The organism is Bacillus sp. GMa5/1, assembly GCF_050172015.1.
Taxonomy (GTDB): domain Bacteria; phylum Bacillota; class Bacilli; order Bacillales; family Bacillaceae_G; genus Bacillus_A; species Bacillus_A cereus.
Genome location: NZ_JBNLYC010000083.1, coordinates 1 through 19,553 on the forward strand (window position 1 = coordinate 1; position 19,553 = coordinate 19,553).

Below are 19,553 nucleotides of genomic sequence, written 5' to 3' on the forward strand. Positions count from 1 at the left end.
TATTTATCCATTTCTTCTAAAAAATCAATTCAATTTACAATAGGAAATCCTGGTTTATCTATATATATATTTTACATATTATCCTTCTATCCAATCGACTATTTTCCCATCCTTTTTTCTATACCGAAAACTCATCGTATAGAAAGCTTCCTGTTTGAGTGTACACTGCAAAGCAACGAGAATTAAATCATTTTCAAAGACATAATTTCCACTCGCTTCTCCCTTTTCATACTGAAAGAAAAATGTACCTTCTTTTTCTTTTTGCTGTAAGTCTTTTTTTATATCTGTAATAGATCGGTTAAGTAATTCATCCAATAAAAATTTTTGTTCTATTCCTATATAAAAATTTTTATCTGTAAACAACATATTTGTTTCGTATATAAAAAAAGAAGTTAATAAAATAAGAAAGATAATCGTTCCAGGCATTGTAAATCCCTTTTGCTTTCTCATACGTTTATTCCTATTTCGCTATATCGCATAACTACACCTTCATATATTTTCCCACTAGTATCTTTCACATTTATAATGAGTACATGAGGTGTTAGTTTGTAAGAAACCGTTCCAATATTTTGTAAAACAACTTCCCTCCCGCGCCTATTTACCTTTCTTATAAGACGACTATTCTCTTTTTCATACGATACTTCACTCCCATTACGCGATCGGAATTGTAAAATACTTTCTCCATTTTCAAATGCTAGCTGTTCTCCAGATGATACTTCACGAAACTCCAATTGCATTTGCCCTAAATACACATCCCACTCCCAATCATTTAACCCTTTCGACTGTTTATTTTCCATTTCAATGAAATGTAGGCGGGGAAAGAGCAAAAAAAATATTGATAATAGAAACAGACATACAATCATTTCTATTAATGAAAAACCAAATTCTAATTTATTTTTTCTCCTACATAAAAGCATTGTTCCATCATTCTGTCTTTCACATCTTTCCACATGGTACAAACTTCATTGCCTCCCCAATATGTGTAATACACAATTCCATTTATATTCTTTTCTATTATTCGCTTTTCTTCATTTCCATACATATATATAGCTGCTTCTTTTTTTAATAATCCAGTTGCCTTATAACGAATTTGTATATTTTTTCTTTCTTGCATAACTAATACTGTTTGCGGTAGTAGTAACGATACAGCCATCATTAAAACACTTAACGATACAATCATTTCAGCCATTATGGATCCTTTTTGACATTTCACGATACGTAAATCTCCCTCTTCCAAGCTGAAATACAATTTCATATTTATAATTTCTATACGAAATTATAATCGTACCACCTCTATTAATATTTCCACTTGGGTTATATGTCATCGGATTTGGAAACGTATGCAAATCAATTTGTATATCTTCTTCATACTCTCGCTTGACGATATAATACTTTGTACCTGACTCTTTTATAGCATACATATTTCTATCTTTATGCCAACGTAATGTGTAGTGCTTTTGATGGTTTATCGCTAATTGCTGCATATACAAAATATCATTTGAAAACTGTCTCAAAAATTGTTCAACTTTTTGTCGCTCGTATAAGGAATGAACACTAAAATACGTAACTATACTTAATACAGAAATAACAAATAAAACGAGTAACATTTCTAAAAAAGTAAACCCTTGTTGTTTCACAATGCCCTAATTGATACTGTGCCATCATCTGATATATGAATAGATTCGCCATTCGGACACTTATCAGTTGTAATATACTTTTCATCTGCCAGTTCTTTTAACGATGGAATTTTATTATGTTGTAATTGATATACTTGTATTTGTGCTTCTATAGATTTCACGTAAGCTGCACACCCTTTTCCTTGGACCGATGAACGCTGTGTAACTACATTTGGAATAATTAATAGTAATAATATAGTTATGACAACCATTACTAATAGCATCTCTAACAGAGTAAATCCTTCCTCATTCTGCATACAAATGCCCCCTAAATAGAATTCATCATTTGAAACATCGGCATAATCATCGCTAAATACATAAGGACAACGATTCCTCCAATACATGTAAATAAAATAGGCTGAATGATAACTAACATATGTTTAATTTTTCGTTCCATCTTTTCCATAATAAGATCGCTATAGTCACCTAATTCAATCCCTAAATTGCCATTTGCTTGTCCATGCGTAATAACATAAGAAAGTTCTTTCTCGTAATACCCACTTTTAGCAATGATAGATTGTAACTGTTCTCCTCCAATTAATTGTCTTTCAATCCGATTCGCTTCATATTGAAAGAACGGATGATATCTTTGCTCCATCATTATTGTTAAAGCTTCGCATACTGATAGTCCACCATTTAATAAACCACTCAACTGAGTAGCAAAATAATGTGAATGCTTTAAAATAAGAAATGTTTTGATGAGAGGAATACGAAGCATGATTTTTACCTGTCTAATATGTGGAAGTTTCCTAAAATACAACATGTATAAACTACATCCAATAATAACAGTTAAAATAGCGGTTAAAATAATGTATGGTAGCAGTTTTATTGCACTTAAAATGTGTTCTGTAAGTAGTGGTGTATTAGAACCGAACGAACTATAAACCATTTCAACCTGAGGTAATAAAATGAGGTTAAAAATAAAAAGCATGATTAGTAGAAAAAACATCAAGAACATAGGATACTGCATTATTTTCATCATGTCTCTCCTATACTTATCTTTCTTATAAAGAAGTACACTTCCTTGTTGCAAAGCAAAAGAAATATCACCATGTTGCTCGGCATAAAATAGATAACTTAACATGTCCTGATGAAACTTTAACTGATGAAAAGAATCGTGTAGACTTTTCCCATCTTTTAATCCCTCAATCATGCGCTGCAATTGTACTTTCTTTTCTACAGGTAATTGAAACTGTAAAAATTCTAATGCTTGTAAAAGAGAGTAGCCTTTTTCTAATAATTCTCCTAAACGTTTCAACAATACTACTTGATCACTTAAACTCCAAGTTTTCTTAAACATAAACATCTTCTTCTAAAAAACCTAAAGCATATCCTTTTCGTATTGATGATTCTAAAGTCTCATGTTTGTAAGTAACACATTCTCCATCTGCTTCTTTAAGTGCTTGTTTTAACTCATATCCATATAGCAGCTCATAAATGCTTGCTTGCCTTACTTGCCTCATTGATTTACATAAAGTTGAGCACTTTCCTCTGCAAAACGGACACTTCAATTCGACAAGTCGCTGTGCAGCTACAGCCAATAAAGACTGTTCAATCTCTTGCCTCGTTATACCATAATCCATGAAACGAATGATTGCTCCTTTCGCATCATTCGTATGCAGCGTTGTCATTACTAAATGTCCTGTCAAACTTGCTCTTATAGCTATTTTTGCTGTTTCCTCATCCCGGATTTCACCGACTAAAATAATATCTGGATCATGACGTAAAATAGCCTTTAATCCTGTTTCATATGTGAGACCCGCTTTTTCATTTATTTGAATTTGTAATACATCGTCACTTCTTTTTTCAACCGGATCTTCAAGTGTAATGATGCGACGTGTTTTCTTTTTTCTAATTACTTCTAATAATGCATACATTGTCGTCGTCTTCCCAGATCCAGTCGGTCCAGTAAACACGAGTAGCCCCTGTGAATAGCGTAAAAACGAGAGTAGTTTTGCTGCCGTACTTGGAAATAACGAAAGATGTGATAAGGGCTGAACAGATGCTTGTAAATGAAGGCGAATAACGAGACTTTCTTGATATACTGTTGGAAGTGTTGAAAGGCGTAAATACACTTCTTGTCCATCAATTTGCAAATACAGCGAACCATTCTGTGGCTTCCGTTTCTCTCCTATGTCCATAGATGCTAAAAATTTGAAATGTGAGACAAGTTTTTCTCCAAACTCCTTTTCAATACACTGGCTCGTCATTAAATCTTTTCCTATACGTAGTTGCACCGCTACATCCTTCTGCCGGGGCACAATATGTAAATCTGACGCTTGTACCCTACACGCTTCTTTTAAAATTGTATTCGCGAAAATTTCAATCCCATTCATCACTTTTCCCTCCTCACTATGTATATAGCATGAAAACATTCGCAATAAAAATTTGGACTTTTGTATTTTCAATAGAGGAAAAAGGAAAAATATGTTTGTGAAATTATGAACAATTTCCGAATTATTGTCTGAAATTACCTATACTCATGTTTATCTGTATTATAATGTTATTATCTTGGATAAAGTGATAAAGGTGGAGATCCTCATGGAACAAGCTTTAAAAATTACAGGTGTATTATCTGACCCAACTCGTTATTACATTTATAAATATATTTCGCAAAAACATAGTTACGTAACGGTACAAGAAATTGCAGATGAGTTTGACATTCATCCAAACGTAGCGCGTTTACATTTATCTAAATTAGAAGATGTTCATATGCTAAAATCGGAAACGAAGAAAACTGGAAAAGGCGGACGACCGAGCAGATTGTATGTCTTATCTGAAGATGTTATCCAATTACAATTTCCATTCCGTGATTATCAATTGTTAGCAAGAATCGCATTTAATTCTTTACTTAGCCTTGGCGCTGCTGGTGAGAAAGCGCTATACGAAACAGGAAAACAATTCGGAGCTGAATTAATGCAACAACATATGCAACGTTTAAATGTGAGTGAAGATGCTTTAACAGTGGAACAAAAAGTTCAAATTGCAAAAGAAGCTTTCTCAACAGCTGGCTTATCACCTGCATTTGAATTAAGTGCAGATGGAACAAAAATTTTCTATGATGTACACAATTGTCCATTTAAAGAAGTTGCTGTTCATCATCCAACTGAAATTTGTAACATGCACGGAGATATGATGAAAGGAATTTTTGAAATCCTATTCCCTAACATGGAATTAACTCGAAATGATAGTCTATTAGATGGATGTAAATCTTGTAATTATAAATTAACAATTTAATTTCTCATATAAAAAGAAGCCAATAATAATTGGCTTCTTTTTATATGAATGAATATTTACAATAGTAAGAAAAATAAACTATAATGAGGTGAGGTTTACTTTTTTTAGAAAAGGAGGGAGATGGCATGGAGCGCATGTTTCGCGTTCTCGGCTTTTGGACTGGAATTTTCTCGGTTATGTTTTACGTAGGGGATATGCAACAGACCGCACTACTATTTTTAGGACAAACAGGTTTCTTCGTACTTTTAAGCTATTTAAAATTAACAGAGCGTATGTATATATACGTATTTGGGGCATATTTAACTGTTTTCTTCATAGGATTTACATACTACACGACGTTTTTACTTGTCCCTGGGGCTGGACATTAAAAGATGGCATTTTGCCATCTTTTTTTAATTCCGGAATTTCCTAGTTGACTTATAGGTTTTATTACCTTATATTCTATATAACAGATTGGAATTAGGGGGAATCAACATGAATACACTGCTTGTCGGAATTAACGTTGCAGTCATGCTCATTTTAGTTGGCGTATTATATTATATGCAACGTAAGCATGTATCTTTTAATAAACGTGTATTTACTGCTTTAGGAGTCGGAATTATATTCGGTCTTATATTACAATTTATTTATGAACCAACTTCTAAAATAATTATTGAATCAAATACTTGGTTTGGCTTAATCGGTAACGGTTATGTGAAATTACTTCAAATGATCGTTATGCCACTTATTTTAGTATCTATTATTTCAGCCTTTACAAAATTACAGTTAACGAAAAACCTTGGTAAAATCAGTGGTCTTATTATCGGAATTTTAATTCTTACTACAGGAATCGCTGCAGCTGTCGGTATCGCTGCAAGTGCAGGATTTGATGTATCTGCAGCAGGCTTGCAACAAGGTGATGCAGAATCTGCTCGTCTGAAACTAGTTGAAGAAAGATTTACTTCTATTGAAAAGACAACAATTCCAGATAAATTATTAGAGCTATTGCCTACAAATCCGTTTCTTGATTTAACAGGCGCTCGTCCAACATCAACAATTTCTGTCGTAATATTTGCAGCCTTTATCGGCATTGCCTTTATAGGTGTAAAACGAAAATATCCAGAACAAGCAGAACTATTTAAGAAAATGCTTGATGCTGTATATGCAATCGTAATGCGTATGGTAACATTAATTTTACGCCTTACTCCATACGGCGTATTAGCTCTTATGGCAAAAACAGTTGCTGGTAGCGATATAAATGCTATTTTAAAACTTGGTAACTTCGTGTTAGCCTCTTACGTAGCACTTATCGTAATGTTTATCATTCACTTATTATTAATTGCATTGTCTGGTTTAAATCCAATTCAATATTTGAAAAAAGTGTTCCCTGTACTAACTTTTGCATTCACATCTCGCTCTAGTGCTGGTGCGATGCCATTAAATATTGAAGCTCAAAAAGAAAAGCTTGGTATTTCCGAAGGAATTGCAAACTTCGCAGCTTCATTTGGGGTATCTATCGGACAAAACGGTTGCGCAGGTATTTATCCAGCAATGCTTGCAATGATGGTCGCTCCAACTGTAGGAATTGATCCATTACAACCACAATTTATTTTAACTTTAATCGCTGTTATCGCTATTAGCTCATTCGGTGTTGCCGGAGTTGGTGGCGGCGCAACATTCGCAGCTTTAATCGTACTATCTACAATGAACTTACCAATCGGTATTGTTGCTCTAGTTATCTCGGTTGAGCCATTAATCGATATGGGGCGTACAGCTCTTAACGTAAGTGGTTCTATGACAGCAGGTCTTATTTCAAGTAAATGGCTTGGTGAATTAGATCAAGATACGTACAATCAAGATGATACAAAAACTGGTGAAATTGCTTCATAATGAAAAAAAGACGCTAACATACAATTGTTAGCGTCTTTTTTATTCCGTTCCCTCTTTATAGATTTTATCTTGAGAATTCTTACTCCAAGTATTCTTCTAGTTGCTCTTTTAACTCCTCCTCAATCTCATAACAAGATTCATCAACAAGTTCCCCTACTTTCTTACTCCCAAAAATGTTTGATTGAATTGACATTCCTAAAAAGATTCTTTCGCATTTCCAAATTGGAATATAGTGAAATTCAATCATCTCTTTTTCTTCATCTAATATAGCTATGGCAACTGATGAATAATAACCCACCTCAAAGGGATTCTCTTTTTCTCTTGCAAATCCCATATCTAATTGCATGTGTTTTTCTATGTATAAATGCGCATACTCTTTATGCAGTTTAAGTGATATTCGCTCTATTTCCTTCTCCATACATTGAATGTTCTCTTTTAACTCCAACGTAAACTCCTGTTCTTTATATTTCATTTTCGCCTCCTGAAACATAGAAAAAGAGAATATGATAACATATCCTCTTTCCTCAAATATATTTCATTATCTCACAGCCCGTCCTTTTCACAAATAACCATTTTGTTCGCACCATTTATGAAATTGTCCTACGTCTACTCCAACTAACACGATATCCTTTAGCTCTACATCAATGATTTGTTCTCCAATTACAATAGCAAACTGCGATGCTAATTTTGTCTCGTTTTTCTTTACAATTCCAATTCGGTTCCGATGCGGTCCATCTTTTATATATGCTTTTTGTCCTACAATATCAAAGTTCAAAATTCTCACCTCTTTTACTGCGCTCAAATTGGAAATACGATCTCCACCTCGGAAAATTTCCTTTCATTGCACTATTTCTCTATATATATGACGAAACAATAAAAGAGTCCTTCCTTCTTTACAATTATTTTTTCTTTGTTTCATTTTTGTGATTGAAACGTAAAGTTTATAATAAAATACACTTGGAAGCGCTTTCTATGTAATTTTTTATGTTATAATATATAAGTAGAACTTCGTAAAGAGGGTTAAAAAATGAATACAAAAATGATTAAAAAAGTAATTGAAGCATTAAAAGTATATGGCTTTCAGGATGTATCATTCTGTGACAAAACGAAGCAATTTTTATTTCATAACGAAACCGATATTATGAGCGGCTATGCAGAAATAACATATAGTAGTCAATTTGAAAAATTCAACGTACAAATTCATCCAATTGAAACGCATCACCAAGCAGAGTTACAAGAGATTGAAAGACATATACAAGCTTGTATAAGAAAAGTGGAATATTTAAACGCACTTCTTACCGGGCAGACAAAACTAGATGATAAAATTATTATTATGTAAAAAAAGAACGTGATCCAATCACGTTCTTTTTTCATTATACGTTCATCTTTTCCTTTAGTTGTAATCCTGTAACAGATTCTAATACATCCATCGATTCTCCAAATGTCATATCAAAAATTGTCTTGTCCTCTATGTATGGAAACTGTCTGAAACGCTTTTCTAACACCTTCACAGCATCTGATGTAAAGTTTGCACTATCAATGCCAAATTCTGTTTCAAGAAGAACGATCCAATCTAGCACATGAAAACCTAATCCATTGACGAATGAAATAAGTTTTTCTTCTGGGTTTGAAGATAAGAATACTTGGCGTTCTATCTCACTAAAAAGTTCTTCTCCTAAGATTTCAGCTAACTCATCATCATGTTCACGTTCAACAAGTTCTTCGTAGCCGTAATCATCCACAAGCTCTTCTACTTCTTCACTATCCTGACAAAGCAATTGACTAAGAAGTGCCTCTTTCTTAAATTCACTATTTTGTACGACTTCTAAAAAGCTCGTTTCCCATCCATTTTCTAATTTCATATTATGTACTCCTTTATATACGTTTCTTATCATCACTGTACCCAAAAGATCACTTTTATAACCTTTTAGGTAGTTACTATTATTTCACATGATTCATAACAAAAGATGCAAACTCAGCTACATCTCCTTCAAAAATATTTATTTCTGGCAAGTGATAGAACGTTGTTTGAAGCGGGTTTCCTGCATGATATACATATATCGTTTTCTCTAGTGCAATCGCCATTCCAAACTCTGTATGGCTCCCGTTTCCGCCATCTAATATAAGTAAAAATACATCCGCTTCTTTTACAGCATTTCGTTCTGCCTGACCAATTTCTCTTAATTGTTCTTCATTCGCTGCTCTTTCATTTTTGGTCCAATCATATGTATGGTGCCATCCTGCATGTTTCAGTTCATTTGCTACGGAATGTACAAGATGTTTATTTTGGAAACCTGAGGCGATATAAAAATTCATTTATATACACTCCTTCATTGTGTATGGGGAAACTCCTTTTTAGCGTTATTTGTTATAGCTATAATAAAGAACAATTTCAAAAAAAATCCCCATCTTTAAAACTTATTTGCGTTTAAATGATGGGATGCTTCATGGTCTTCTTTTATTTTTTGTTTTTTATAACTTTCATCAGCTAACATTTCTAGTTCAGCTGTTATCTCTGACTTTTCAAGCTCTCTTTCTTGCGAAAATTTCCTTGAAATATAAACAATAACACTACCAACGTACAACACAAAGCATATAATAAGTGCAGTATTTTCATAGAGACTTAGCTCCAACACAGTCACTCCTAATCCATTCGTATTTTCACGCCTCATTAATTGGAATTTCCCTATTAACCCATTTGTTATCCCGCTATTTGAGGGCAGTAAAACTACCTCCTCAAAATTTAGTAACAGTAAAGAAGTTAGATGTGGGATGAACCCAACTGATTAAAGTTTCACTTTATTGTAACATAAAAATATCAATTCTTGGAATCTTTCACCCTACTAAAAGAGGCATGATTGTTTCATCATGCCTCTGAAATATTTTGAATGATTGTTTTAATTGCTTCTTTTCCATTATATTTTTTTAGTGCTGTTTTATACTTCTCATTATTTTGATTCAATTCTTCGACATACTTTATAAGAGATTTTACAGTTACATCTTCTTCATATAATACGGAGGCATACCCTTGCCTTTCAAAGGACTCTGCATTTAATATTTGATCTCCACGGCTTGCAAATTTCGATAATGGAATTAAAACCATCGGCTTTTGTAATGTTAAAAATTCAAAAATTGCGTTGGAGCCCGCGCGTGAAATAACAAAATCTGTTACCGCTAATATATCTGGCAGTTCTCCATGTACATATTCAAATTGTCTATATCCTTCTTTATTTTGTAAACTTTCATCAAGGTTACCTTTTCCGCAAAGGTGAACAATTTGATATTTTTTAAGAAGCTCTGGTAATGCTTCTCGAGCCGTATCATTAATTTTTTTCGCGCCCAAGCTGCCTCCCATAATCGTAATAACTGGCTTTTTACGTGAAAAACCTAAAAACGCTAAACCTTTTTCACGATTTCCCTTCAGCACTTCTTCACGTACAGGAGATCCCGTATATATTACTTTTTCTTTCGGTAAATGTTTCGCTGCTTCTTCAAATGTAACAAATATTTTCGAAGCAAAACGAAGCGCAATTTTATTTGCTAGTCCTGGTGTCATATCAGATTCATGTAATAAAACTGGTACTCTATTTAGCCATCCTCCAATTACGACTGGTACAGATACGAAACCGCCTTTTGAAAAAATTACATCTGGTTTTAGTTTTCGAATCCTTACATACGCATCCATAACACCCTTCATTACAAGAAAAGGATCTTTTATATTTTTCAAATCAAAATAACGACGTAGCTTTCCACTCGAAATACTATAGTAGGGAATGCCTTCCTTTTCTATAATCGTTTTCTCAATACCTTGATGAGAACCAATATAAGAGATATCCCAGTTGTCTTCCTGTAAATATGGGATAATGGCTAAATTAGGTGTTACATGTCCTGCCGAACCGCCACCTGTAAAGACTATTTTCTTCATACGTCTCCCCCTTCTAGACTATAATACACTAAAATATCTTGCCTCAGGGTGAGAAAATACCATAGCCGTTACGGACGCTTCTGGCTCCATCATGAATCCTTCTGTTAATGAAATACCTATTTCCTCTGGATGAATTAAGCGAAATAGCTTTTCTTGATCTGCAAGTTCTGGACACGCCGGATAACCAAATGACACTCGTATTCCTCTATATTTCGTACGGAAACGTTCTTCCATCGTCAGTTCAGGTGAGTCCGGAATGCCCCAGCGGTCACGAATGAGCATATGTGTTTTTTCAGCAAGTCCTTCCGCTAATTCAAGCGCTAACGATTGAATGGCATGACTACGTAAGTAATCACCTTTCGCCTTCCACTCTTCAGCAATGTCCCGAACTCCTTCCCCAACCGTAACAGATAAGAAAGCAACATAGTCCATCTCATCTCCTATTGGGCGCAAATAATCACCTAAAGTACGATAGGGAGCCTTTCCTTGTCTAGGGAATGTGAAACGCTCTATAACACGCGTATGATCTTCTGGATCATATATTACAATGTTTTGTCCGTCGCTTTGCGCTGGGAAAAATTGATACACTGCTTTCGGCTTTAACCAAGATTGTCCTTCCTGCAATAATTCATCTATTAAATCATTTAATTCATGTGCTCTCTTATCTCCCTCTTTCAAAAGCTTCTTCACATTTCCTTTTAATCCAAGGTGATGCCCAAGTAGCATTTGTCTATTTAAAAATGGAGCGAGATGAAGGGCCGGAATATCGCGTAATACAATTCGTTTTGTTGAATCAGGCACGATAACTTCAGCCTTCGGTAATGGCTCAATTACTGCTGGAATTTCTACTTTCTTCTCCTCTTTTTTTACGATATGAAGATGACGTTCTTTTTTATCCTGTTTCATCTTCTCACGCTCTTCTTCTTTTTGAAGCTTATTAATAATATCGAGCCCCGTCATCGCATCACTCGCATAACAAACGAGCCCTTTATATGATGGTGAAATCCGATTATCTGTAAACTTTCTCGTTAACGCTGCACCACCTACAACAATGGGAACATCAATATTTGCTGCTTTTAAATCTTCAGCAGTCGTTACCATTTGTTGCGCTGATTTTACTAATAAACCGGAAAGGCCTATAATATCCGGCTTCTTTTCTTGTACTTCTTGAACAATTCGATCCGAACGTACATTAATTCCTAAATTAATAATCTCATATCCGTTATTTGCTAAAATAATTTCAACGAGATTTTTCCCAATATCATGCACGTCACCTTTTACAGTTGCTAATAATACTTTCCCTTTTTTCGCACTATCACTAGATTCCATATGTGGCTCTAAATAGCTTACAGCAGCTTTCATACTTTCAGCACTTTGCAATACTTCAGCAACAATAAGTTCATTATTATTAAATAGTCGTCCTACCTCATCCATCCCTGTCATAAGCGGACCGTTAATAATATCAAGAGGTTTTCTTCCTTCTTCAAGCGCAAGACTTAAATCCTCGTGTAATCCTTGTTTCGTACCTTCTACAATATAATTTGCTAGTCTTTCATCAAGCGTTAACGTTTCTTGCACAACGATATCTTTCTTTTTAGCAACTCGGTAAAAGTTTGTAAATTCTTCTAACGTCTCTTTCGTCGTTTCAAACAGTAGTGCATCTGCAAGGCGTTTTTCTTCCTCTGGAATCGACGCATAGCGTTCTAATTTTTCCGTATTCACAATCGCGTAATCTAACCCTGCTTTCGTAGCATGATATAAAAAGACTGAATTTAATACCTCACGTCCAGCCGGTGGTAAACCAAATGATATGTTACTTACCCCTAAAATCGTTAAACACTCTGGTAACGCTTCTTTAATAAGGCGAATTCCTTCTATAGTCGCTGCTGCTGAACCAATATATTCTTCATCACCTGTCCCTACCGGAAACACAAGTGCATCAAAAATAATATCTGACGGGCGTATCCCATACTTCTTTGTAAGTAATTCATAGCTTCTTTTCGCAATTTCTATCTTTCGCTCCGCACTAACCGCCATACCGTCTTCATCAATTGTTCCTACAACTATAGCAGCACCATACTTCTGAAGAAGCGGTGTCACTTTTTTAAATCGTTCTTCTCCATCTTCTAAATTAATTGAATTAATAACAGCTTTTCCTTGAATATAAGTAAGAGCTCGCTCCATCACATTTTCATCTGTTGAATCAATCATAATCGGTACTTTTAAAACTTTCGTAACTTCTGCTAAGAAGTTTTCCATATCTTCTATTTCATCGCGATCAGGATCTGCCATACAAATATCAATAATATGAGCATTTTTCTTCACTTGCGCTCTTGCCACTTCAGCAGCCTCTTCAAATTTCCCTTCTGCTACTAATCGTTTAAATTTACGTGACCCAATAACATTCGTTCTTTCACCTACAAATAACGGTCTCATAGACTCATCATATTGCAGTGCTTCTAATCCACTAATTCCATGTCCTTCTCTCTCATGATGGTCACGAGGCTTAAGAGATGCTAGCGCGGATTTCATTGCTTTTATATGTTCTGGTGTCGTGCCACAACAACCACCAATAATATTAACCCACCCTTCTTCAGCAAATCGCTTCACCTTTTCAGCAAGAGAAGATGGAGATTCATGGTAATGTCCATCTTCATCAGGAAGACCTGCATTTGGATAACAAGAAATGTAACACTCCGATAAATCAGATAGTGAACGAATATGGTCCCTCATAAACTCCGGACCAGTCGCACAGTTTAACCCAACAGATAATGGTTTCATATGTTCTACTGATAAATAAAAAGCTTCAATTGTTTGCCCAGCCAGAGTCGTTCCCATTGGCTCAATCGTACCTGAAATCATAATAGGAACCGTTTTTTTCAGTTCTTCAAAAGCAGCTTGAATTCCAATATAAGCTGCTTTCACGTTACGCATATCTTGACTCGTCTCAACGAGTAATACATCAACTTCTCCTTTTAATAATCCTCGTGCCTGCCTTGTATAAGCCTCAATCAATTCTTCAAAAGTCACACCACCAGTAACACTAATTGCTTTCGTTGTTGGTCCCATCGCTCCCGCAACATATACTTCATTCCCGCTTTCTTTAACAGCTTGCTTCGCCAAAAGTGCTGCCTTTTCATTTAGTTCTTCATCTAAATGAGACAGCTCATAATCACTTAGTACAATATTCGTTGCCCCAAATGTATTTGTTTCAATAATATCCGCTCCAGCTTCAATATAAGCTTTATGAATCTTTAAAATAACGTCTGGTCTTGTTTCCACTAAATATTCATTACAGCCCTCGTACTCTTCTCCTCCGAAATCTTCAGCAGTTAAATCCTCTTGCTGAATCATTGTCCCCATTGCACCATCTAATATTAAAATGCTATTTTTCAATTTTTCTTCTATACACTTCATCAATTAATACCTTCTTTCACTTCTTGCTTTTCTCTTACATATTTAACAAGATGTTCTGTAATTTCATACTTTAAAAATGGTGTAATAAGATAAATACCATTAAAATATTTCATCGCTGCGTCGACCAATTCTTGTGAAATGCGAATCCCTTCCTCAATTGCTGCCTCTTTCGTTTCATGTCCATCCATTCTCTCTCTTATTTCTTCAGGAAGAGTAATACCCGGCACCTCAAAATGAAGAAAATCTGCATTCCGCTTACTTACTAACGGCATAATTCCAATAAAAATAGGTTGTTCCAAATGCTTTGTCGCTTCATACACTTCTTCAATTAACTTGATATCGTAAATTGGCTGAGTTAAAAAATACTCCGCTCCAGCATCTATTTTTCGTTCCATTCGCTTAACTGCTGCTTTTAAGTGCCTCACGTGAGGATTAAATGCGCCGCCTACAGAAAACCTTGTCGCCGGTCCAATTGATTTCCCTAAAATTGAACGTCCATCGTTCATTTCTTTAATCATTTTAATAAGCTCAATAGAGGATAAATCATATACAGAAGTGGCACCGGGAAAATCACCAACGCGCGCTGGATCACCAGTTAAAGCTAACACTTCTTCCATCCCTAACGCCGATAAACCTAACAAATGAGATTGTAGTCCAATGACGTTATGATCTCTACACGTTAAATGCGTCAATACTGGGATATCATGCTTCGTTAATAACGCACCCATCGCCATATTAGAGACACGAGGCGATGCTAATGAATTATCTGCTAGAGTAATAGCATCTGCTCCCGCTCTTTTTAACGCTCTTGCTCCTTCAAAAAAACGCTGTGTATCTAACGTTTTCGGTGGATCTAATTCCACTACAACTGTCGTTTGTTTTTTTGCTTTCTCTGCTAGAGTGACGTGAGCCTTCGAACGTTTCTCATGCGTATGAACGACTTTTGGCCTTTGAATCGTTTCTTTTTCTATTACAGGGGTAATATTCGCAACAGCGCGCTTCATACTTTGAATATGTTCTGGAGTCGTACCACAACAGCCACCCAATAACCGAATACCTTGCTCAATAAATTTCGGTGTCATTGCTTCAAAATAAGCTGGACTTCCCTCATATACGTAACGTCCCTCTACATAATTCGGGAGACCTGCATTTGGGTATGCTGATAAATAGCCATTTTGCGGAATCGATATCATTTTGAAAGCTTCCGTCATATGAAGCGGCCCCAGTTGACAATTCAATCCAACAACATTTGCACCGTAATCTATAAACTGCTTTAATATTTCATTGACATCATTTCCATTTTGAGTCGTACCTGCTTCATGTAACGCTAATTGCGCAACAATCGGAATATTCGTTTGCTTACGCAACACTTTAACAGCATGAAGTAATTCAAATTCATCATAAAAAGTTTCTAATAGTAATCCATCAACCTGTTCTTCTAGTAAAGCCCCCGCCTGTTCAAGTAACATAAACTCCCTTTCCATATCAGTCGTTGTAACAGCTCCGATATGTTTCATACCACCAATTGTTCCTAAAATTGCATTTTTATCTGTCACAGATGCTTTCGCCAATTTCACTGCCGCTCTATTAATTTTTGTAACTTGATTTTCTAAACCATACATACGTAATTTCGCCTCATTTGCTCCATACGTATTCGTTTGAATTACATCTGCTCCAGCAGCTACATATTGTTTATGAATGGATATAATTAGATCTGGATCAGATACGTTCAATTCTTCAAAGCTACTTTGCAAACCATGTGAATGCAATAACGTTCCAACCGCACCATCACCTATTACAATTCCTTTTGATAATAAATCTAGTAATTTCACGAATCTCCCTCATTTCTATCAATATAAAAACCCCCTCTTCACTTTGAAGAGGGGGACATAATTGTTCCTCCTCTTATTATGCAAAACATTCGTTTTGCAGGTATTAGCACCGTTTCAAACATTTCGTTTGAAGGTTGCCGGGTTTCACAGGGCCTTTCCCTCCACCGCTCTCAATAAGAGTTGTCTTTATTATTTTATTTATGTAGCTAAAAGGAAATGCGTTCCCCTTTTAACAATGTTTGTTAATTTTTTAATAAATTTAGCATGCACAAAATTAAAAGTCAATGACACTTGCGGAAAAATAAAAATTATTTAAAATAAAGTTGCAATTCAATTATCTTTTATTGTAAAGTTAAAAACATAATAAAAATTTCATACGAACATTCTTATCTAGAGAGGTAGAGGGACTGGCCCTGTGACGCCTCAGCAACCATTAACATTTTGTTAATAAGGTGCTAATTCCAGCAAATTGTGAAAGATTTGACAGATGAGAAGAAGACTCTATTCAAACCGAAAGCCTTCTTCTTAGAAGGCTTTTTTTATTTTATATTCACTTAATGTTTCAATTTAAAAAGGAGGAATTTTCACATGTCAACAATCGAAACAAAACTAGCACAAATCGGAAATCGTAGTGAAACTACAACTGGAACGGTTAATCCACCAGTTTATTTCTCAACCGCTTATCGCCACGAAGGAATTGGTAAATCTACTGGCTTTGACTATTCACGAACTGGCAATCCAACTCGCGGTCTTTTAGAACAGGCGATCGCAGACTTAGAATATGGCGAAAAAGGTTATGCCTGTAGTTCAGGGATGGCGGCTATTCTCCTCGTCCTTTCTCTATTCCGCTCTGGAGACGAACTTATTGTATCTGAAGATTTATACGGGGGAACGTATCGATTATTTTCTGAGCATGAAAAAAAGTGGAATGTTCGATGTAGATACGTAAATACACAGTCTATTAAACAAATTGAGCAAGCTATCACAACTGAAACGAAGGCTATTTTCATAGAAACTCCAACTAATCCATTAATGCAAGTTACTGATATTGCTGCTGTCGCAACTGTAGCGAAAAGGCACGGACTACTTCTTATTGTAGACAACACATTCTACACACCTTATATACAGCAACCATTAACAGAAGGTGCTGACATTGTACTTCATAGCGCAACGAAATATTTAGGGGGACATAACGATGTACTAAGCGGGCTTGTCGTTGCAAAAGGAAAGGAACTTTGCGAGGAAATCGCTCATTATCATAATGCATCAGGTGCAGTTTTAAGCCCATTTGACTCATGGTTATTAATTCGCGGTATGAAAACGTTAGCGCTTCGCATGAGACAACATGAAGAAAATGCGAAAGCAGTTGTTGCGTATTTAAATGATGAAGACGGGGTGACAGATGTATTTTATCCAGGAAGAGGCGGCATGATTTCATTCCGCCTTAAAGATGAAGCTTGGATTAATCCATTCTTACAATCTTTATCCTTAATTACATTTGCCGAAAGTCTTGGTGGTGTAGAAAGTTTAATGACTTATCCAGCAACGCAAACACATGCTGATATTCCTGAAGAAATTAGAACAGCAAACGGCGTATGCAATCGTCTTCTTCGATTCTCAGTTGGCATTGAAAATAGTAACGATTTAATTCAAGACTTAAAGCAAGCCATTAAACTCGTAAAAGAAGGTGTAAGAATATGAGCTATTCTATAGATACACTCTTACTACACAACCAATATAAACATGACTCGCAAACAGGCGCTGTGAACGTTCCTATTTATAACACATCAACTTTTCACCAGTTTGATGTAGATACGTTCGGAAAATATGACTATAGCAGGTCAGGAAATCCAACTCGTGAAGCTCTTGAAGATATCATTGCTTTATTAGAAGGCGGAACAAAAGGATTCGCCTTTGCATCAGGCATTGCAGCGATTTCCACTGCATTCCTCCTTCTTTCACAAGGTGATCACGTACTCATTTCAGAAGATGTGTACGGAGGCACTTACCGAGTGATAACTGAGGTACTCTCCCGTTACGGTGTTTCACATACATTTGTTGATATGACCAATTTAGAAGAAATAAAACAAAACATGAAACCAAATACAAAGCTCTTTTATGTAGAAACACCTTCTAACCCACTTTTAAAAGTGACAGATATTCGCGAGGTTTCTAAACTCGCAAAATCTATTGGCGCTCTTACTTTTGTTGATAATACATTTTTGACACCACTATTCCAAAAACCACTTGAACTTGGAGCTGATGTCGTTCTTCATAGTGCTACAAAATTTATTGCTGGTCATAGTGATGTTACTGCCGGATTAGCAGTAGTAAAAGATGCAGAACTCGCTCAAAAGCTTGGATTTTTACAAAATGCATTCGGTGCTATTTTAGGACCTCAAGATTGTTCTCTCGTACTTCGCGGTCTAAAAACATTGCACGTACGCCTCGAGCATTCAGCTAAAAATGCCAATAAAATCGCACATTATTTACAAGAGCACGCTAAAGTACAAAATGTCTATTATCCGGGATTACAAACACATCTCGGATTTGATATTCAACAATCTCAAGCAACATCAGCTGGAGCGGTCTTATCGTTTACTTTGCAGTCAGAAGATGCACTCCGCCAATTTTTATCAAAAGTAAAATTACCTGTTTTTGCAGTTAGTTTAGGAGCTGTAGAGTCAATTCTTTCTTATCCAGCAAAAATGTCACATGCAGCACTGTCGCAAGAAGCTCGTGATGAAAGAGGAATCTCTAATTCATTACTTCGGTTATCAGTCGGTCTTGAAAATGTTAACGATTTAATATCCGATTTTGAAAATGCCCTTTCTTATGTAGAAGAACCTGTAAATGCATAGAGAAAAAGAAGATATGAGATTAGGTTTTCATATCTTCTTTTTCTGCGTTTTAGTTATATTCATTTGAATTTCTTCTTTTCTTATAGTCCATAAAAAAATAAAAGTATATCATCTATTTCTAAATAATGGATTAATTGATATATTAAGAAATAAAAAGGGGTGAAAATAATGGATATTTGTTCAGATATTTTAATCGTTATCGATTTACAAAATGGCGTATGTTATAGCGAGGAGCATTTATTTGATTTACAGAACTTACTAACAAAAGTAAATAAAAGAATTTATTCATACAGAAAATTAAATAAACCAATCCTTTTTGTTCAACATTGTGATGATGATTTAGTACCCGAGAAAGAACTTTGGGCTATTCATACCGATCTAGATGTTCAAGAACAAGATTTTTTTGTAAGAAAAACACATGCAAATTCATTTTATAAAACAAACTTAAAAGAAATTTTAGATCAATTATCTGTAAATTGCATTGAATTTTGTGGCGCCCAAACAGAGTACTGTATGGATGCTACGATTAAGTTTGCCCACGGACTAGGATACGAAAACTTTATGGTACAGAAAACAACCTCTACGTTGAATAATCCTTTTATGTCCGCAAAAGAGACAATTGATTTTTATGAGAACATATGGAATCACAGGTTTTTAACGTTGCTAAAAGGTGAATTTTAGAATAAATGACTAATGACTTGATCATCCTAAGATTTATCAGCCGTAAGCAAATATT

Annotated in this window: 22 protein-coding genes and 2 riboswitches; of the genes, 7 read left to right on the forward strand and 15 right to left on the reverse strand. The window is 35.3% G+C overall.

The window, feature by feature from the left end:
• Positions 1–78 precede the first annotated feature (78 nt).
• The 7 genes from comGG to comGA are packed head-to-tail and all read right to left on the reverse strand — an operon-like array spanning position 79 to position 4,012.
• Complete coding sequence (gene comGG, locus ACQGSG_RS18155) at positions 79–450, reverse strand: competence type IV pilus minor pilin ComGG (protein WP_098605437.1); 372 nt, start codon at positions 448–450, stop codon at positions 79–81.
• A complete protein-coding gene (gene comGF, locus ACQGSG_RS18160; RefSeq protein ID WP_000923099.1) occupies positions 447–917 on the reverse strand; it encodes a competence type IV pilus minor pilin ComGF in 471 nt (156 codons plus the stop codon). Before comGF ends, comGG begins: the two co-directional genes overlap by 4 nt.
• Positions 887–1,189, reverse strand: a complete 303-nt coding sequence (locus ACQGSG_RS18165) for a hypothetical protein (RefSeq protein ID WP_000829473.1) — start codon at positions 1,187–1,189, stop codon at positions 887–889. Before ACQGSG_RS18165 ends, comGF begins: the two co-directional genes overlap by 31 nt.
• Entirely contained in the window at positions 1,182–1,637 is a 456-nt protein-coding gene (gene comGD / locus ACQGSG_RS18170; protein WP_000813142.1) for a competence type IV pilus minor pilin ComGD, read from the reverse strand. Before comGD ends, ACQGSG_RS18165 begins: the two co-directional genes overlap by 8 nt.
• Positions 1,634–1,933, reverse strand: a complete 300-nt coding sequence (gene comGC, locus ACQGSG_RS18175; protein ID WP_001178686.1) for a competence type IV pilus major pilin ComGC — start codon at positions 1,931–1,933, stop codon at positions 1,634–1,636. The genes comGD and comGC overlap by 4 nt, the downstream gene beginning before the upstream one ends.
• Before the next feature lie 11 nt (positions 1,934–1,944).
• Positions 1,945–2,976 carry a competence type IV pilus assembly protein ComGB gene (gene comGB / locus ACQGSG_RS18180; RefSeq protein WP_000475192.1) on the reverse strand — a complete coding sequence of 344 codons (1,032 nt, stop codon included), beginning with the start codon at positions 2,974–2,976 and terminating at the stop codon, positions 1,945–1,947.
• Positions 2,969–4,012 carry a competence type IV pilus ATPase ComGA gene (gene comGA / locus ACQGSG_RS18185; protein ID WP_001013186.1) on the reverse strand — a complete coding sequence of 348 codons (1,044 nt, stop codon included), beginning with the start codon at positions 4,010–4,012 and terminating at the stop codon, positions 2,969–2,971. Before comGA ends, comGB begins: the two co-directional genes overlap by 8 nt.
• 205 nt (positions 4,013–4,217) lie before the next feature.
• On the opposite strand from comGA, the gene ACQGSG_RS18190 reads away from it, so the two are divergent.
• From ACQGSG_RS18190 to ACQGSG_RS18200, 3 genes are all read left to right on the forward strand, one after another.
• Positions 4,218–4,913 carry a helix-turn-helix transcriptional regulator gene (locus tag ACQGSG_RS18190; RefSeq protein ID WP_000434125.1) on the forward strand — a complete coding sequence of 232 codons (696 nt, stop codon included), beginning with the start codon at positions 4,218–4,220 and terminating at the stop codon, positions 4,911–4,913.
• Positions 4,914–5,038: 125 nt separating this feature from the next.
• Complete coding sequence (locus ACQGSG_RS18195) at positions 5,039–5,281, forward strand: DUF2626 domain-containing protein (protein ID WP_000440721.1); 243 nt, start codon at positions 5,039–5,041, stop codon at positions 5,279–5,281.
• A 106-nt stretch (positions 5,282–5,387) separates the two neighbouring features.
• On the forward strand, positions 5,388–6,782 hold the full coding sequence (locus ACQGSG_RS18200) for an L-cystine transporter (RefSeq protein WP_001094330.1): 1,395 nt from the start codon (positions 5,388–5,390) through the stop codon (positions 6,780–6,782).
• A gap of 79 nt (positions 6,783–6,861) precedes the next feature.
• Here the strand turns inward: ACQGSG_RS18200 and ACQGSG_RS18205 are convergent, their stop codons facing one another.
• The gene (locus tag ACQGSG_RS18205) at positions 6,862–7,254 is read right to left on the reverse strand and encodes a hypothetical protein (RefSeq protein WP_325842505.1); all 393 of its coding nucleotides are present in this window, start codon (positions 7,252–7,254) and stop codon (positions 6,862–6,864) included.
• 87 nt (positions 7,255–7,341) lie between these two features.
• Positions 7,342–7,557 (reverse strand): DUF3912 family protein, encoded by a 216-nt coding sequence (locus ACQGSG_RS18210; RefSeq protein ID WP_001008326.1) that lies wholly within the window; start codon positions 7,555–7,557, stop codon positions 7,342–7,344.
• Between the two features lie 252 nt (positions 7,558–7,809).
• Here ACQGSG_RS18210 and ACQGSG_RS18215 point away from each other — a divergent pair, with 252 nt between their 5' ends.
• The gene (locus tag ACQGSG_RS18215; RefSeq protein WP_001093237.1) at positions 7,810–8,121 is read left to right on the forward strand and encodes a hypothetical protein; all 312 of its coding nucleotides are present in this window, start codon (positions 7,810–7,812) and stop codon (positions 8,119–8,121) included.
• Between the two features lie 34 nt (positions 8,122–8,155).
• On the opposite strand, the gene ACQGSG_RS18220 is transcribed toward ACQGSG_RS18215, so the two are convergent.
• From ACQGSG_RS18220 to ACQGSG_RS18245, 6 genes are all read right to left on the reverse strand, one after another.
• Positions 8,156–8,644: a hypothetical protein gene (locus tag ACQGSG_RS18220; protein WP_000764261.1), complete on the reverse strand. Its 489-nt coding sequence runs from the start codon at positions 8,642–8,644 to the stop codon at positions 8,156–8,158.
• A gap of 79 nt (positions 8,645–8,723) precedes the next feature.
• Entirely contained in the window at positions 8,724–9,098 is a 375-nt protein-coding gene (locus tag ACQGSG_RS18225) for a nucleoside 2-deoxyribosyltransferase (RefSeq protein WP_001012333.1), read from the reverse strand.
• A gap of 95 nt (positions 9,099–9,193) precedes the next feature.
• Entirely contained in the window at positions 9,194–9,454 is a 261-nt protein-coding gene (locus ACQGSG_RS18230) for a DUF3966 domain-containing protein (protein ID WP_001250699.1), read from the reverse strand.
• A gap of 194 nt (positions 9,455–9,648) precedes the next feature.
• Positions 9,649–10,707: an undecaprenyldiphospho-muramoylpentapeptide beta-N-acetylglucosaminyltransferase gene (gene murG, locus ACQGSG_RS18235; protein WP_000724777.1), complete on the reverse strand. Its 1,059-nt coding sequence runs from the start codon at positions 10,705–10,707 to the stop codon at positions 9,649–9,651.
• Between the two features lie 18 nt (positions 10,708–10,725).
• A complete protein-coding gene (gene metH, locus ACQGSG_RS18240; protein WP_044584861.1) occupies positions 10,726–14,124 on the reverse strand; it encodes a methionine synthase in 3,399 nt (1,132 codons plus the stop codon).
• On the reverse strand, positions 14,124–15,956 hold the full coding sequence (locus ACQGSG_RS18245; RefSeq protein WP_000770360.1) for a bifunctional homocysteine S-methyltransferase/methylenetetrahydrofolate reductase: 1,833 nt from the start codon (positions 15,954–15,956) through the stop codon (positions 14,124–14,126). Before ACQGSG_RS18245 ends, metH begins: the two co-directional genes overlap by 1 nt.
• A gap of 70 nt (positions 15,957–16,026) precedes the next feature.
• Positions 16,027–16,136: riboswitch (SAM riboswitch) on the reverse strand.
• 203 nt (positions 16,137–16,339) lie between these two features.
• Positions 16,340–16,450, forward strand: a riboswitch (SAM riboswitch).
• A 94-nt stretch (positions 16,451–16,544) separates the two neighbouring features.
• Here ACQGSG_RS18245 and metI point away from each other — a divergent pair.
• From metI to ACQGSG_RS18260, 3 genes are all read left to right on the forward strand, one after another.
• Positions 16,545–17,657 (forward strand): cystathionine gamma-synthase/O-acetylhomoserine thiolyase, encoded by a 1,113-nt coding sequence (gene metI / locus ACQGSG_RS18250; protein ID WP_325842506.1) that lies wholly within the window; start codon positions 16,545–16,547, stop codon positions 17,655–17,657.
• Positions 17,654–18,817, forward strand: coding sequence for a cystathionine beta-lyase (gene metC / locus ACQGSG_RS18255; RefSeq protein ID WP_000122301.1), 1,164 nt, complete (start codon positions 17,654–17,656; stop codon positions 18,815–18,817). Before metI ends, metC begins: the two co-directional genes overlap by 4 nt.
• A 168-nt stretch (positions 18,818–18,985) precedes the next feature.
• Positions 18,986–19,498, forward strand: coding sequence for a cysteine hydrolase family protein (locus tag ACQGSG_RS18260; protein WP_325842507.1), 513 nt, complete (start codon positions 18,986–18,988; stop codon positions 19,496–19,498).
• Positions 19,499–19,553 lie beyond the last annotated feature (55 nt).

Bases quoted from the DNA above. Each gene is read 5' to 3' on its own strand.
- ACQGSG_RS18225 (WP_001012333.1), bottom strand. From the start codon at position 9,098: ATGAATTTTTATATCGCCTCAGGTTTCCAAAATAAACATCTTGTACAT.
- ACQGSG_RS18230 (WP_001250699.1), bottom strand. From the start codon at position 9,454: ATGAGGCGTGAAAATACGAATGGATTAGGAGTGACTGTGTTGGAGCTA.
- ACQGSG_RS18190 (WP_000434125.1), top strand. From the start codon at position 4,218: ATGGAACAAGCTTTAAAAATTACAGGTGTATTATCTGACCCAACTCGT.
- comGG (WP_098605437.1), bottom strand. From the start codon at position 450: ATGAGAAAGCAAAAGGGATTTACAATGCCTGGAACGATTATCTTTCTT.
- murG (WP_000724777.1), bottom strand. From the start codon at position 10,707: ATGAAGAAAATAGTCTTTACAGGTGGCGGTTCGGCAGGACATGTAACA.
- ACQGSG_RS18220 (WP_000764261.1), bottom strand. From the start codon at position 8,644: ATGAAATTAGAAAATGGATGGGAAACGAGCTTTTTAGAAGTCGTACAA.
- comGF (WP_000923099.1), bottom strand. From the start codon at position 917: ATGCTTTTATGTAGGAGAAAAAATAAATTAGAATTTGGTTTTTCATTA.
- ACQGSG_RS18200 (WP_001094330.1), top strand. From the start codon at position 5,388: ATGAATACACTGCTTGTCGGAATTAACGTTGCAGTCATGCTCATTTTA.
- comGA (WP_001013186.1), bottom strand. From the start codon at position 4,012: ATGAATGGGATTGAAATTTTCGCGAATACAATTTTAAAAGAAGCGTGT.
- metC (WP_000122301.1), top strand. From the start codon at position 17,654: ATGAGCTATTCTATAGATACACTCTTACTACACAACCAATATAAACAT.
- metH (WP_044584861.1), bottom strand. From the start codon at position 14,124: ATGAAGTGTATAGAAGAAAAATTGAAAAATAGCATTTTAATATTAGAT.
- comGB (WP_000475192.1), bottom strand. From the start codon at position 2,976: ATGTTTAAGAAAACTTGGAGTTTAAGTGATCAAGTAGTATTGTTGAAA.
- comGC (WP_001178686.1), bottom strand. From the start codon at position 1,933: ATGCAGAATGAGGAAGGATTTACTCTGTTAGAGATGCTATTAGTAATG.
- ACQGSG_RS18260 (WP_325842507.1), top strand. From the start codon at position 18,986: ATGGATATTTGTTCAGATATTTTAATCGTTATCGATTTACAAAATGGC.
- metI (WP_325842506.1), top strand. From the start codon at position 16,545: ATGTCAACAATCGAAACAAAACTAGCACAAATCGGAAATCGTAGTGAA.
- ACQGSG_RS18195 (WP_000440721.1), top strand. From the start codon at position 5,039: ATGGAGCGCATGTTTCGCGTTCTCGGCTTTTGGACTGGAATTTTCTCG.
- ACQGSG_RS18205 (WP_325842505.1), bottom strand. From the start codon at position 7,254: ATGAAATATAAAGAACAGGAGTTTACGTTGGAGTTAAAAGAGAACATT.
- ACQGSG_RS18165 (WP_000829473.1), bottom strand. From the start codon at position 1,189: ATGGCTGAAATGATTGTATCGTTAAGTGTTTTAATGATGGCTGTATCG.
- ACQGSG_RS18215 (WP_001093237.1), top strand. From the start codon at position 7,810: ATGAATACAAAAATGATTAAAAAAGTAATTGAAGCATTAAAAGTATAT.